At 36.7% G+C, this 14,284-nt stretch carries 12 protein-coding genes; 7 read left to right on the forward strand and 5 right to left on the reverse strand.

Translation table 11 applies throughout. From position 1 onward, the window contains the following. Window positions 1-70: 70 nt before the first annotated feature. Window positions 71-853, reverse strand: a complete 783-nt coding sequence (locus C9J38_RS13600) for a phosphoribosylglycinamide formyltransferase (protein ID WP_107207561.1) — start codon at window positions 851-853, stop codon at window positions 71-73. A 279-nt stretch (window positions 854-1,132) separates the two neighbouring features. On the opposite strand from C9J38_RS13600, the gene C9J38_RS13605 reads away from it, so the two are divergent. Further along, the gene (locus C9J38_RS13605; RefSeq protein WP_107207562.1) at window positions 1,133-1,465 is read left to right on the forward strand and encodes a hypothetical protein; all 333 of its coding nucleotides are present in this window, start codon (window positions 1,133-1,135) and stop codon (window positions 1,463-1,465) included. An 83-nt stretch (window positions 1,466-1,548) separates the two neighbouring features. Here the strand turns inward: C9J38_RS13605 and C9J38_RS13610 are convergent, their stop codons facing one another. Both C9J38_RS13610 and C9J38_RS13615 read right to left on the reverse strand, forming a co-directional pair. Then, on the reverse strand, window positions 1,549-1,902 hold the full coding sequence (locus tag C9J38_RS13610) for a HopJ type III effector protein (protein ID WP_107207563.1): 354 nt from the start codon (window positions 1,900-1,902) through the stop codon (window positions 1,549-1,551). 67 nt (window positions 1,903-1,969) lie between these two features. After that, on the reverse strand, window positions 1,970-2,362 hold the full coding sequence (locus C9J38_RS13615) for a DUF2750 domain-containing protein (RefSeq protein ID WP_005365846.1): 393 nt from the start codon (window positions 2,360-2,362) through the stop codon (window positions 1,970-1,972). A gap of 164 nt (window positions 2,363-2,526) precedes the next feature. Here C9J38_RS13615 and C9J38_RS13620 point away from each other — a divergent pair, with 164 nt between their 5' ends. Beyond that, window positions 2,527-4,065 carry a phospholipase D family protein gene (locus C9J38_RS13620; RefSeq protein ID WP_233218510.1) on the forward strand — a complete coding sequence of 513 codons (1,539 nt, stop codon included), beginning with the start codon at window positions 2,527-2,529 and terminating at the stop codon, window positions 4,063-4,065. Window positions 4,066-4,363: 298 nt separating this feature from the next. Further along, window positions 4,364-5,707, forward strand: coding sequence for a sigma-54 dependent transcriptional regulator (locus C9J38_RS13625; RefSeq protein ID WP_107207565.1), 1,344 nt, complete (start codon window positions 4,364-4,366; stop codon window positions 5,705-5,707). A 91-nt stretch (window positions 5,708-5,798) separates the two neighbouring features. On the opposite strand, the gene C9J38_RS13630 is transcribed toward C9J38_RS13625, so the two are convergent. Next, a complete protein-coding gene (locus C9J38_RS13630; RefSeq protein WP_107207566.1) occupies window positions 5,799-6,665 on the reverse strand; it encodes an endonuclease/exonuclease/phosphatase family protein in 867 nt (288 codons plus the stop codon). Between the two features lie 294 nt (window positions 6,666-6,959). Here C9J38_RS13630 and C9J38_RS13635 point away from each other — a divergent pair, with 294 nt between their 5' ends. Beyond that, the gene (locus C9J38_RS13635) at window positions 6,960-7,382 is read left to right on the forward strand and encodes a hypothetical protein (RefSeq protein WP_107207567.1); all 423 of its coding nucleotides are present in this window, start codon (window positions 6,960-6,962) and stop codon (window positions 7,380-7,382) included. A gap of 50 nt (window positions 7,383-7,432) precedes the next feature. Here the strand turns inward: C9J38_RS13635 and C9J38_RS13640 are convergent, their stop codons facing one another. Continuing rightward, a complete protein-coding gene (locus C9J38_RS13640) occupies window positions 7,433-8,539 on the reverse strand; it encodes a diguanylate cyclase (RefSeq protein WP_107207568.1) in 1,107 nt (368 codons plus the stop codon). A gap of 328 nt (window positions 8,540-8,867) precedes the next feature. Between C9J38_RS13640 and nrdD the strand changes: the two genes are divergently transcribed. From nrdD to C9J38_RS13655, 3 genes are all read left to right on the forward strand, one after another. Continuing rightward, the gene (gene nrdD, locus C9J38_RS13645) at window positions 8,868-10,994 is read left to right on the forward strand and encodes an anaerobic ribonucleoside-triphosphate reductase (protein ID WP_107207569.1); all 2,127 of its coding nucleotides are present in this window, start codon (window positions 8,868-8,870) and stop codon (window positions 10,992-10,994) included. A gap of 105 nt (window positions 10,995-11,099) precedes the next feature. Further along, window positions 11,100-11,570 (forward strand): anaerobic ribonucleoside-triphosphate reductase-activating protein, encoded by a 471-nt coding sequence (nrdG, locus tag C9J38_RS13650; RefSeq protein WP_107207570.1) that lies wholly within the window; start codon window positions 11,100-11,102, stop codon window positions 11,568-11,570. Between the two features lie 529 nt (window positions 11,571-12,099). Continuing rightward, on the forward strand, window positions 12,100-14,187 hold the full coding sequence (locus C9J38_RS13655) for an EAL domain-containing protein (RefSeq protein ID WP_107207571.1): 2,088 nt from the start codon (window positions 12,100-12,102) through the stop codon (window positions 14,185-14,187). The last annotated feature ends 97 nt before the right edge of the window (window positions 14,188-14,284 follow it).

Consider the following 14,284-nt stretch of genomic DNA (forward strand, 5'->3'; position numbering starts at 1 on the left):
CAATATTCATAAAACGATAAAAAAACCGCATAAAAATGCGGTTCTGATCACATTGTTGTATGTTGTTTTATTAGCTGGCTAGATTGAAATGCTGAGTATAAGCTTGCCACGCTTTTGCATATAGTGCCTGGGATTTTTCCTGTAAGCGTTTGATTTGCATTTTTTCAATATCATCTAGCGCTCGACGTTTAATTATCGAAATACGCTCGATGTTTTGAATGGCTTCATAGATATCATGCTCTTCACCATTTTTAATTTCTGCAATGGCTTCAAGGTGTAGTTGAATTTCAGCGATAAGCCCACTATTGCTTAACCGAATTAACACTTTGATATCGCGATAGCCAGATACTGCAGGGGAATCAAAACGGTTCTTCACTCTAACAATATCGCTATATTGAGCTAGGTAGTAATAAGCTTTCACTAAATCGCTAATGTTTGTTGCGACAACACTTCCTCGTACAACATCGGTTAGCTTATTTACGTTACCGAGTAACTCTGTGGCTATTTTCTTCTCAGCACGTTTTTGGTTTTTAATTCCTGGTAAAAAAGCCTGAGAATGGCTAGCGAGTGCGGCGGATTCTAATAGCATATTTAGCTCTTGTTGAGCTGGGTACGCGTGCTGGTATAACTTCTCTAACTGATTATAAGGCTGTGTAATATTATGCTGACGCCAGCTAGGAATTTGCTGTAGCTCTTTGATAGAATGCGGTGAATTGAATAATACACTCGTTTTATTAATGAGCTTAAAATTATGACTATTTTTTGAATGTTGAAACATCGCATCAGCAATTGTGTCATTGCTAACCGCAGAAGGTAGTAGACGATGAGTACGAGCGACAGTGTGAACAACCATTTTTTACTCCTTTAGCACAGCGCACTAGCAAATGGCAGCTAAGTCTGTGATTTATTCCTGAACGTCCTGTTCTGGCGCTAAAGATAATACTTTATTTTGAAAAGTGGTAATAAAAATGTTTATTTTTTTTAACGATAATCCAACATTGTGAGAAGGGTCATAAAACCATACTTATTGAGAGGTTAATTATGCTTTCAATGAGGGGGATAAGTTACTTTTGTTGTTTGAAGTTTGTTCAATGTGAAATTTTATAGTGTTTAATCGTAGGGATAGTAAGTAATGCAGGAAAATCTATTAATTGGCTTTATCGTTATTTGGGTTGCACTGGTTGTGGGTAGTGTAATGATATTTCAACGCGGTAAGGATGTAGCAAAAAAGCGTAAATTATGGCCAATTTATACCGTGTTTAGTAACGTCGTGATTGGCGGGTTCATTATTTATATGCAACCACCAACGGTATGGTTAGTTGCGATTCTAGTGTTATTGGTGCCATTAACATTGTTGACTATTCGTTCTACCAAGTTTTGTGATAGCTGTGGGCAGGCAACTCGCTCACCATTTTTTATGAAGCCGCCGCAGAAATGTAGTCATTGTAATAAGCCGTTAAGTTAATTTTTCAATTATTATATTAAGCAAGCCATCATCGTATTGTTCTAAGTTGATAGAGAGTAATTATCGTGATGGCTTGTTTGTGATTAAGCTTTAGCTGTTAACGGGAATGTATCAAACTGAATGCCAGACCAACCGTATTTAATAAAATGACGAATATTTTGGTGGTCGTTGTTTTCAGGATGTTCTAACACATCTTGACGGTAATATTGACCAAAACAAGCTAGCGTTTCTTGTTCTGATAGTTGATTTAATTGCGCAAAAGCAAAAATCTTACATGAACCTTCATTTGTTCCTGCATCATTCTTTAACGTATCGTCTTTTAAACCATTGTAAAATGTGGTGGCTTGGTAATCGTAATGTTCAGTGATCACTGCCATAACGTGTGCAAATTCAACGATGGTTGGATTTTGTTTAATGGTTTGAAGTAGTGCGTCCATTTACGTTTTTCTCCTATAAAAAAGGCCAGAATAACTCTGACCTTAGTATTGTAAATTCGTCCAGCGATTAACGCTGTTTTTTTGCTTGGTTCTTTAGCTCGTAATCTAACTCGTCAGGGTAGATCACTAAACCCTCTTGATCTTGAATTGGAAATACAACGATTGCCAGTTCGTCATCTTCAAGGCCATGTGTCCAACGGCTATGCCATTTGTTTAATGAAATAGCTTCTGCTTTACAATTATCCCACTCACCAGTTGCCCATGCTTCTGCAAACTCTTTATTTGGCCATACTGGTACACAGTCTTCATCGTCGGTATTAAGCATTACACAACCGTGTTCATCGATAAGGATCCAAATTTCACGGTTAGCGACAACTTCTTTAACTAAATGCTTGTAACGCTTTTCGGCATCAAAACCTTGGATTGTTTCAATTGCTGTTGCATCTAATGGCGTAGACATGGGTGTATTACCTTGGTAGTTATGTCGATTGATTGTAAGAATAAATCAAAATAGAACAGAGATCTTGTTTTATCCTACTGATTATTACAATTTTATGGGGTTTTATTAAGTTGTCATGCAAGATGAAATAATAAAGGGATTTATCTATATAGCACAAGGAGCCTGTGTTGTTTACTTACCGTTCTATTGCAACCACTGTGTCATTATCATTACTACTCTCTGGGTGTAATTGGGTTTATTGGGATGAAGATTTTGAGAGCTATCATGATCTTTCGTCATCGAATCCTTACCCGTTTCATCAAGTTGATATTTATCAGCCGGATAGCGGTGTAGGGCGCAATGACATAACTGTACTTAATAGCGGTATTGCAGCATTACAAACCCGTATTGATATGATCCGACGTGCTCATAAAACGATAGAGGTGGAATACTTTATTTTCTCGCCCGATATGAGTGGGAAAATAATCGTGCAAGAATTAGTGTCAGCAGCAAAGCGAGGAGTAAAAGTACGGGTATTAATTGATAAGTCTGCCACCGTATTTGAGTTTGATGAATACTACGCCGATGGTTTGAAAGATCATGGTATTGATGTTCGTTATTATAATGCCGCACCGCTGTATTATATTTCTACGATAAACTTTCGTAATCATCGTAAATTGTTGGTGGTTGATGGTAAAGAAGCGGTAACGGGTGGACGAAATATCGAAAATGATTATTTTGATCTTTCAGAACAATATAACTTTCTTGATCGCGATCTGCATGTATCAGGGTCTATTGTTAAAGCGATGCAAGATTCTTTTAATGCGTTTTTTGAACATGATATCAGTGAACGTTATCACTCTCCTGAAGTACCTAACAATCGTATTGAATTGCAAAAATACGAGCGTAAACAGGAAGCCGTTCAAGCCTTTCTTGCTCACACAGAAATTGAAGAGGCGACAAGAGCAAGAATAGAAGCCATCGCAAGACCGATTTTAATGGAGAAAAAGACGTATTTATGTCCTGAAACGACATTTACTTCAGACGCACCAGGAGGATCGTTCTGGACGCGATTTAAAGATCCGTATAGTGATAATTATCGTTTTTTACGTAAAACTATTTTCGATAAAGTGATGACAGTCGATAACAGTTTAATATTGGCCTCTCCTTATTTACTGAATAATCGAAAATCAGAGCATTTAATGCAAATATTACTCGATAAAAATATCGATATGACGTTATACACCAATTCTTTATCCTCAACCGATGCCACTTATGTAGCGGCACAACTCTATAGTCATGTTTATGATTGGCAAGCTAAGGGAATGCATATCTATCTCCATGCTGGCGAATGGCTAAATGAAACTGCAACAGTGAGTAAAGCGGTGGAAAATGCAAGGTGGGGAATGCATTCAAAAACACAAATTTATAAACGCAATGGTGATGCTCAAAATGAAGTGATGGTGGGGACGTACAATATTGATAACCGTTCTAATCACTATAATACTGAAATGGGACTTTTTTGTCGTGGCAACGATCAGCTTGTCGCTGAAATTGAGGAGAGTATTCGTTCACGAGCAAAGAATGGATACCAAATCGTAGGGAATGAAGAGGCAATAGATAGTCAAAATAACCCAGTTAATGTTTATGGATCTGGTGAGCCTGATACAACAAAAATGAAATTTATGTGGTTGCCGTCATGGCTGTTTAATTTCTTATTATAATAAGAATGTAAATATAGTTATACAATACAACATAATTAATTAGATATTTAAAATGGATTTATCTCTTGTATTTATTTGTCAAAAAAAGAATTAGATAAAAATATAACATCATAAAAACAGTTATAATTAATAAATAAGATGATGAATTAGATATAATAATGTATTTTTTGCATTTTGGTATGCAAAATAAATAGTATATATTTTATTTATTTAGCGGTATTAATACGAGGCATATTATTCATTTGTTGCCTATATTATAAAAAAGAGGGGAATCAACGATATTATAAAGGTGGCTTCAATGCTAGCACAGTGTGATAAGAAAACGTTCAAAGCTAAACTCGTTGCTATTGGCTGTACTTATGAACCTTGGATTGCGTTATTAGAACAAACTGGATGGAAAACACATTGTTGTTATGACCTTCGTACTGCTGACGCCATCTTGGAAGAATATAGCCCTTGCATTTGTATTGTCGATCTTAGTAATAATGATTTTAGTTTAAATAGCATTTCTTTAAGGGCAAATAAAACCAAGCAAGTAAAATGGATTGCTGTAATTAAGAAAGAACAGCTTGGTATGGATGCTATTTGTCAATTTATAAATAATTATTGTGTTGATTATTTTTCAATTCCCATTCCATCGACGCATCTATTGGAAACTGTCGGCCATCAATTAGGCATGTTAGAAATTGAATCTAATTCTTGGACAGATGCTCAGCAAGATGTCGGTTTATTTGGTGAATCTAAATCAATTAAGCATTTGAGAGATATGGTTCGGCGTGTTGCAATGACAGACGTTAATATTTTTATTAGCGGTGAGCAAGGAACCGGAAAAGATCTTATTGCGAATTCTATCCATAATTTAAGTAAACGAAGAAATGACAGTTTTACTATGATCAATTGCGCATCAGTTATGGACGATGATGAGCAAATAGCCTTTTTAAATTCAGACGGTGAACATGTATCTGAAAACACGATAAAAGCGGGTACGGTTTTACTTAATGGTATTGAAGAACTGTCTAAAAACTTGCAACAGAAGCTTCTCGCTTATTTACAAAAACCGACTAATGACTCTTTAGAAGATACCAGAGAGTGTGATGTTCGTGTTATTGCCTGCTCTAGTGCTAATTTAGAACAAGCAATTGCGAATGAAACATTCAGTAAAGAGTTATTTTACCGACTTAATGTTTTCCATATTTCAGTACCAACGTTACGTGAAAGAGGTGCTGATATTATTGCTTTAGCTGAATATTTCTTACATAAGTATTCAAGCGAATATAACACCATTGCAACTCAGTATAATGAAGAAGCAAAGCAGTTACTTCTCCGTTATAACTGGCCGGGTAATGTACGAGAGCTAATAAATCAAGTTAAACGCGTTTCGTTATTAACAGATGGTAATGAAGTGGGTGTTGAACACTTCGACTTACCTAAGAAAATTAATATGAAGCAAAGTTTACGTAATATTAAAGATGAGGCAGAAAAAGACGTACTGGTTGCTGTATTAGAAACTCACCGTGGTCAAGTAGCATCAGCTGCAAAAGATCTTGGTGTTTCAAGAGCAACAATGTACCGCTTGTTGAATAAACATAATATTGTGCCTGATGTACGTTACTACAATGGCTCCAATTACGCGACAGAATAAAATTTGATGAACAATACCCACTTATTTTACACTTTCTCGTAGGGTGTCGATAAGTGGGCTTTTCTTTGACTGTAGTTTACAACTTAATAAGTCATGAAGAAATAAACGGTGTAAAACTGAGTCTAAAGATAACTGGACAGTGATCACTCAATTGGTAAGTTGATACTTGTTCGAAGGAATAAGGTACCTGCTGGATAGATGAGATAGTAAAATGTTCACTACTAAAACCATGGTCAATTAATTCTTTATAACGACGATAATAGGTTTTATTCTTCTTTCTTCTTTTTGTTAAACAGTTACCTTTAACATTATGAGTAAGCCATTTTAAAGAACCTTGCTGATTATTATTGGAGAAAAAGTAAGTTTTGTTATTTGTTGTATTAAGAGATATACGATGATTAAAATCGCCAACTAAGATAAAAGGCTGCCTTTTCACTTCTTGCTGTTCTATCCATTGTTGGATTAATGTTCGTTGTAAATTCAGTGTGCGACAGGATTTTTTACGGTTGTTCTTTAGCTGTTTAGGAGTAAAGCAACCTGATTTTAAGTGTACATTCACAACGATAATATCATGCTGATTAAGATTGACTTTAATTGCTGAACCATAACGTAACTTTTGTGGGTAATACGGCTTGTTTCCTAATGCTATAGCGGGAGAGCTCAACGTGGTTATATCTGGGTGTTCTTTAACGGTAAGGTGTTTTTTAACGGCAAAACCAGTGAATTGGTTGATCCCATTAAAAACGTCGTCTTTGTTTTTGACTCTTGATGATATGTATATTTGATAGCGGTCTTTAGGAACAATGCGATGAAGGCTTGAGGCACTATCGACTTCTTGAAAGGCGAGAATATCGGGTTGGTGAGTAAGAAAGATTTGCTTTAATACTTGGTAGTCTTTTGCTGTTCGTTGTATGTCGTTTTTGGGATGATCCGCTAGCCATTGAAAATTCCACGTCATTAACGTTAATGAGTGTGCATGACAAATATTAGCGAGTATGAATTGAATCGCAAAAAAGAATAAATACGGGATTATGTTCTCCTTATTTTAGGTTAACTTTTTAGCCTTATTATAATATTTATGATGAAAATTCAGTTTCACTATTCTTGGTAAACATAGTTTTCTGGAGTGAGTTATCACACCACTTGAAAGCTATTCTTAATATCGTATGCAGTGTGTTATCTCAAACAAAAATCATGAGTTATAACTTTTGTGGCATCTTACTGTCAGCTTTGTTTTAGAAAGGAATCTAAGGTGGAAATACTACTGCTTGAACCCGAAGTTTCGTGGGGGAAATTTAAGATCCTTGCGTGGTTTGCTGCTTTATCTATTGTATTGGTCTATGTTGTGCTGCGTGTAGAAGCATACATGAAATTTAAGTCATTAACCGTTAAAAGCATTGTGTTTAAGTGCTCTTTTCTACCTGTATTATTTTTAACAGTAGGCTATTTAGAGCATTTAGATCGATTTTATAGTTTTGCGATTCAACCTAATGGCAATGTTATTTTGAACTATGTCTTTCCTGAAGGGAAAAAGGTAGCGCTTGAGCCAGAAAAGGCATGGATATCTCATGATCGTGCTGGCTGCGCTGTGTATATCAAAGCGCAAGCAGAACACTATAAAAGTGTAATGTCGATACGAGTATCTAAATGTCGGCAAGCCGTTGACGCAATATGACCAAAACAGCCACAGATGGTTATTATACATAGCTCAAAGTGCGGTATTTACTAAGCAGCGATATAACAATTTCGTCCTGATTTTTTTGCATCATATAAATTGTGATCTGCTTTTTCTATAAATTGCGTTGAACGTTGGCTTTCCTCATAAGTCGTTATACCTTGGCTGATTGTCACGATATGACTGGTTTGTGAGGCGGGATGATCAATCGCTACTTTAGTTAAGTTTTCCTGAATACGTTGGGCGACTAAAATAGCGCCATCAAGGTTGGTATTTGGTAACAAAACCGCAAATTCTTCTCCACCGAAACGAGAAACACTATCTGTGCCTCGAAGCAAGCTTGCATCAATCACTTTTGCAACTAATTTTAAACACTCATCCCCCGCAATATGGCCTTGACTGTCGTTAAATGCTTTAAAGTGATCAATATCAATTAAAATTAGAGACAAAGGGATATGTAAGCGTTGGCTATTTTTAATTTGCTTCTCAAGTTCTATTTGGAAAAAACGGCGATTTTTAATTTGGGTTAATTGGTCACGAGAAGCGAGTTGATTTAACTCTTTTAGTAAACGTTTATTCTCATGTTCTTGTTGAATACGATTACTGAACCAGCGATATAGCACACGGCGTCCAGATTCAATGATGATGAGAGTGATCATAAACTTTTCAAACGAAAACAGTAATGTTAAGTGCTCATCTTTGATTGTTATCCAAGTACTCAAAGCAAGTATTGGTGTAATCGCTAAATATAAGGCATTTCGGTAGGTATAAAATCCAAGTAATGCCACCATAGTTGTCAGGTTGGCTAATACTTCAGAGAGTAAAGTGAATTGTGCATACAGGCCTAAGATTAAGATAGTTGCTCCCCAACTCAAACCATAGGTGAAGCTATAAAAGGCACTCACTAAGCGATAATTTGCAGGTTCAGTGCTGCGATTAAAATAAATGATCCCGAAACCAGAAAGTATCATTTGCCAAGTAAACTGGGCTGTTAACAAAAATGATATATCAGAGTCATTAGTGAAATGATTGAGCCATAATGTGACTAACATTAAAGATAAGATCATCAGAGATATCTTAGATGACCATAAAAAACCAATACGAAGGTTTTTATAGGTTACTTTATTGATACGCTGTGTAAGTGTTAAGCCATCCATTAAATATTCAAATCAGCCTGGTAAAAGTGTTTAATCAGTCTACTTCATTCAGCAAAAAATCAAGAATTTTTTCTCATTATTTTTACTTAAATACCAAATAATTTTATTGACAAGCGTATATGTAAATTTGCTTTTATAAAGAATTTTGTGACGCATCAGATGCATCGTTCGTATCGTAATCTCTCTTTAAAACAAATTGATTTGGATCAATGTTTGTTTTTTGAAAATCTCGCCTAATACCCACATCTTGTTGTTGCGTGTATACCGAATGCCTATATTTTGTGTTTACGTGACACTGTAATGAATATTGTATATTTAGGAGCCTAGTGTGAAACTTGTTGTGATTAAGCGTGATGGCTGCCGTGTACCTTTCGAAATGCAACGCATTAAAGAAGCGGTAATGGGTGCAGCTCAGTCAATCAATGACATGAATATGAGTGAAGTGGATGCAATGTCTGTTGCTGAAGCGACATTAGCTCAATTCCAGCATGCTGAAGAAGTAGATATTCACGCTATCCAGGACGCTGTAGAGAATCAATTGATGATTGGTCCTCACAAAACAGTTGCCCGTGCCTATATTGAATATCGCCATGATCGCGATATTGCACGTGAAAAGAAAAGCCGCCTAAATAATGAAATTCGTGGTTTGATTGAGCAAAGCAATGCATCTTTACTTAATGAGAACGCGAATAAAGACAGTAAAGTGATCCCAACGCAGCGTGATTTATTGGCTGGTATTGTTGCTAAACACTACGCGACTCAACATTTGTTGCCGCGTGACATTGTTAAAGCACATGAGTGTGGTGATATTCACTTCCATGATCTGGATTATTCTCCTTTCTTCCCTATGTTTAACTGTATGCTGATTGATTTAAACGGCATGTTGACCCATGGTTTTAAAATGGGTAACGCAGAGATTGATACTCCTAAATCTATTTCTACCGCAACAGCAGTTACAGCTCAGATCATTGCACAAGTAGCAAGCCACATCTACGGTGGAACAACCATCAACCGTATTGATGAAGTATTAGCACCTTATGTTACTGTTAGTTATAAAAAGCATTTAGAAGTAGCAAAAGAGTGGGGCATTGAAGACCCAGTTGCTTTTGCTAATGCGCGTACTGAAAAAGAATGTTATGACGCATTCCAATCACTAGAATATGAAGTAAACACATTACATACCGCAAATGGGCAAACACCGTTTGTTACTTTCGGTTTTGGTTTAGGTACGTCGTGGGAATCACGCTTAATTCAACAATCTATTTTGAAGAACCGTATTTCAGGTTTGGGTAAAAATCATAAGACGGCAGTATTCCCTAAGCTTGTGTTTGCCATTAAAGATGGGTTAAACCATAAACAAGATGACGCGAACTACGATATTAAGCAATTGGCGTTAGAGTGTGCTTCTAAGCGCATGTACCCAGACATTTTGAACTATGACAAGTTAGTTGAAGTAACGGGTTCATTCAAAACGCCGATGGGTTGTCGTAGTTTCCTTGGTCCGTATGAAGAAAATGGTGAGTTGATCCACGAAGGCCGCAATAACCTTGGTGTTGTAAGTATTAACCTTCCACGTATTGCATTAGAAGCAAAAGGGGATGAAGCGCGTTTCTTTACTTTATTAGATGAGCGTTTGGCCTTATCTCGTCGTGCACTTGATGCACGTATCTCCCGTCTTGATGGAGTGAAAGCACGTGTAGCCCCTATTTTATATATGGAAGGAGCATGTGGTGTACGCCTTAAAGAAGATGATGACGTATCAGAAATCTTCAAAAATGGTCGTGCTTCAATTTCGCTTGGCTATATTGGTATTCATGAAACAGTGAATGCACTATATGGCAATGATACGCATGTATACGACAGTGAAGAGCTTCGCCAAAAAGCGGTTGCCATTGTTCAGCGTTTACGCGATGCAACAGATGCATGGAAGAAAGAAACGGGGTATGGCTTTAGCTTATACAGTACGCCAAGTGAAAACCTATGTAGTCGTTTTTGTGCAATCGATACTAAAGAATTTGGTGTTGTTGCAGGTGTGACGGACAAAGGCTACTACACAAATAGCTTCCACCTAGATGTTGAAAAGAAAGTAAACCCATACGATAAAATTGACTTTGAGATGGCTTACCCTGATATCGCGAATGGTGGCTTCATCTGTTACGGTGAATACCCAAATATTCAGCATAACCTTGAAGCACTAGAAGATGTATGGGATTACAGCTATTCGCGTGTTCCTTATTACGGTACTAATACACCCATTGATGAGTGTTATGAGTGTGGCTTTACGGGTGAGTTTGACTGTACAAGTAAAGGCTTTACATGTCCTAAGTGTGGTAACCACGAGCCATCTAAGGTATCAGTAACACGCCGTGTATGCGGTTACTTAGGTAGCCCTGACGCACGCCCGTTTAACTTCGGTAAACAAGAAGAAGTGAAGCGTCGTGTTAAACACATGTAATTTCTATTTGAGTGCATAGTGTAACAAGATAAAAGTGCCTGAGAGGGCACTTTTTCTTTTTAAGATTATTATTTAATAAATTACTAGAGAGTGTAGGTGACCAATATGAATTATCACAACTATTACCCTGTCGATATTGTTAATGGACCGGGCACTCGTGCAAGTTTATTTGTTTCTGGCTGTATTCATCAGTGTCGAGGTTGTTATAACCAGAGTACATGGCGACTAGATGCAGGGCACTTTTTTAGCCAAGAGATGGAAGATCAGATCATTAATGATTTGAACGATACTAGAATTAAACGCCGTGGTTTGTCTTTATCTGGAGGTGATCCGTTACACCCAAACAACGTGCCTGATATTTTAAAGTTGGTAAAACGTGTCCGTAGTGAATGTATTGGTAAAGATATTTGGTTATGGACGGGGTACACGTTCGCTGAGTTAACTGAGCAGCAACAGCAAATTGTTGATCTTATCGATGTTCTTGTTGATGGAAAATACGAAGAATCTCAACGAGATCCTGCTTTGGTATGGCGTGGTAGTGAGAATCAAGTTATCCACTATTTAACTAAAAAATAATCATAATGAGAATTACATGATAATTTTGACTTACTATCGTAACTTACTGATTATTTAAAAATCCCACCTGTATAAAAAACATACGAAAAGTGTGTTTTTTCACAGCGTTAGTAAAGTTATCCACTGTTTCTGTGTATAAGTATGGGAAAAGGCAGTGTATGATTTTACCCATGCCCTATTAACGAGAATACGTTTAAAACATGTCACATTTTAATTATTACTCCTGTGGTTACATAACGGTATTTATCTCTTATTTCTTTGATATGCAGCTTTAAATAGTGTTCGAAGTATACTTTATTAACAATCTCTTACATGTTTTGTGTGAAGTGATAGGTAGCACAGTATTTTATAAATTTTCATGTATAATAAACTGATATGATTGATAGTATAATTTATTGAAATAAAATAATTAGTTAGCGTTGTTCGTGATGATTAGTTGATGTTATCAACACGAATGTTGGTATTGAGTAGTGAAATACAGGCAGCATCGAGCTGATAGTATTTATCATAATTAAATAAGAAAATAGTTATGACTGTTTACAGAGTAATGTCAGAGCTCTCGTCGAATAAATATCTTGTTGCTGTTTCGAATGTCTTTATCATGGCCTTACCGCTGGCATTAATCTCGACGTTCTGTGAACTTATAGCGGTATTCTGTGAGCACTACGGCTATGACTCATTAACTGGCACGATAAGGTATGTAGGTGAATCAACGGGTTTGATGTTTCCTATATTGATCAACTTTTATCTTGTTACATACCTCTCTTCTGTAAAACGTATCCCTAAAGGGGTCTCAATAGCCAGTGCATTAACTGTGTATTTTGTTGTGTCCTACCAATGGGGCTTTTTATCGCAAATTATGCCATTACCTAATAGTTTTCCGTTGTCGTTATTAACGGCATATATTACTTGTGGACTGATTTCTCGATTAAAGAAATTTCGTGTTTTTAGAGGCAGTGATCGCGACTCCGTCATCGACAGCTCAGCAAACATGCTACTAGGTGCGATAGTCTCCATTGGTGCATTGATAACATCCAGTCAGCTTATTTACTTTGCTGTTAATTCGGTAAGCATTTCATCTTCATTATTACCCTCGCTTGATCCTACTTCTTTTGTTGATGGCCTTATTTATGAGTTATTGCGCGGGGCGTTTTGGTCCGTAGGGATCAATGGCCATAATGTACTTCATATGTACAAAGCTGAACTTTACGATATCACTATGGTGAATATTTCAGCATGGCATAATTTTGGTGCAGATCTTAATATTATCAGCACCAATTTTTATGATTTCTTTACGGGCATTGGTGGTAGCGGCAACTTATTGAGCTTAGTTATTTGTATGCTGTTATTTGCAAAAAGTGAAGGCTATAAAGTATTAGCAAAAGCGTCCCTTATCTTGTGTCTTTTTAACGTCAATGAGCCGGTGCTCTATGGTGTGCCTGTTATATTTAATCCAATCATGATTATTCCTTTTCTGATTGCACCTGCAATTGGTTTTGTGGTGGCTTATGGATCGATGTATTGGGGAATTGTGCCACCATTAAGTGAAATCCAAAGCTGGTTAATGCCGCCTTTATTAAGCGGCTATGTTGCAACAGGAGGGGCTATTTCTGGCGCAATATTACAGGCTGTTATCATCCTAATTGGTGTCGTGATCTATTACCCATTCTTTAAACTAATGGATAAGCGTAACCTTGGTATTGGTGTGTCCGATGTCTTCTCCAATCGCTTATTTACCAGTGATGAGATTGAAGTTAAAACACGTTTAACCAGTTTTATACCGTCTTTACATCGAAATTTAAAAGCACAAAAAGAGATCGAACGGCTACAAGCTGAAGGGGAGTTTTTACTCTATTTTCAACCTCAGGTTGATGTGAATACGAATAAGATCATTAGTTTTGAAACACTTATTCGTTATCATGATAAGGATGGAAAGATTTTACCGCCGACGTTTTTAGCCGCCTTTAATCAATTAGGGTTAATGCCTGATTTAGATTATTGGGTTTTTGACAAAGCATTACGTGCTGGCGAACGATTTGCGAAAGTGAATGAGAACATTAGATTATCGATAAATATCTCACCAGATACTGTCTTAAAGAAAAATTTTGTCCAAACGATTAAAACACATATTGAAGAGAGCTCACTGTCATTCTCTCAAATTGAAATTGAGATCACTGAAGAGTTATTGGTGCAAAATGAAGCCGATGTTGCGAAAGTCATCGATCAATTACATCAATTAGGCATTGCCGTAGCATTAGACGATTTTGGTACTGGCTATTCATCACTGGCTTATTTATCGCGTTTTGATTTTGATAAAGTAAAAATTGATCGAACACTGGTACTGAATCTAGAAACACAGCGAGGTAAAGATCTGTTTAGCTTAGCTGTACAACTCGGTAAGATCACCAATGCTGAGATTGTTGTTGAAGGGGTAGAGCATCTTAAAGAAGTTGAATTTATTCAATCTGTGGGGGTACGCTATATTCAAGGTTTTTATTACTATCGACCAATGTCGCAACAAGATGTTTTTGCTAATGAATTATTACAAGACTTTGTTTCTAATAACGATATAAATAATGATCTGACAACCAAGCAGGTAACAGCTATCGAGGTATAGTTTAATGGTGACGGATTTATTAAATAATACCGCGTTGTTTAAGCTTCCATCTTAAAAGGATATACGGTAAATTTCGTATCCATTTTATGCTCTACTG

It is taken from the genome of Photobacterium sp. GB-210, from assembly GCF_003026075.1.
Classification (GTDB): domain Bacteria; phylum Pseudomonadota; class Gammaproteobacteria; order Enterobacterales; family Vibrionaceae; genus Photobacterium.

What these genes read in the sequence shown, in the direction of transcription:
- C9J38_RS13600 (WP_107207561.1), bottom strand. Translation starts at nt 853, where the DNA reads ATGGTTGTTCACACTGTCGCTCGTACTCATCGTCTACTACCTTCTGCG.
- C9J38_RS13625 (WP_107207565.1), top strand. Translation starts at nt 4,364, where the DNA reads ATGCTAGCACAGTGTGATAAGAAAACGTTCAAAGCTAAACTCGTTGCT.
- C9J38_RS13610 (WP_107207563.1), bottom strand. Translation starts at nt 1,902, where the DNA reads ATGGACGCACTACTTCAAACCATTAAACAAAATCCAACCATCGTTGAA.
- C9J38_RS13605 (WP_107207562.1), top strand. Translation starts at nt 1,133, where the DNA reads ATGCAGGAAAATCTATTAATTGGCTTTATCGTTATTTGGGTTGCACTG.
- C9J38_RS13655 (WP_107207571.1), top strand. Translation starts at nt 12,100, where the DNA reads ATGACTGTTTACAGAGTAATGTCAGAGCTCTCGTCGAATAAATATCTT.
- C9J38_RS13630 (WP_107207566.1), bottom strand. Translation starts at nt 6,665, where the DNA reads ATGACGTGGAATTTTCAATGGCTAGCGGATCATCCCAAAAACGACATA.
- C9J38_RS13640 (WP_107207568.1), bottom strand. Translation starts at nt 8,539, where the DNA reads ATGGATGGCTTAACACTTACACAGCGTATCAATAAAGTAACCTATAAA.
- nrdG (WP_107207570.1), top strand. Translation starts at nt 11,100, where the DNA reads ATGAATTATCACAACTATTACCCTGTCGATATTGTTAATGGACCGGGC.
- C9J38_RS13615 (WP_005365846.1), bottom strand. Translation starts at nt 2,362, where the DNA reads ATGTCTACGCCATTAGATGCAACAGCAATTGAAACAATCCAAGGTTTT.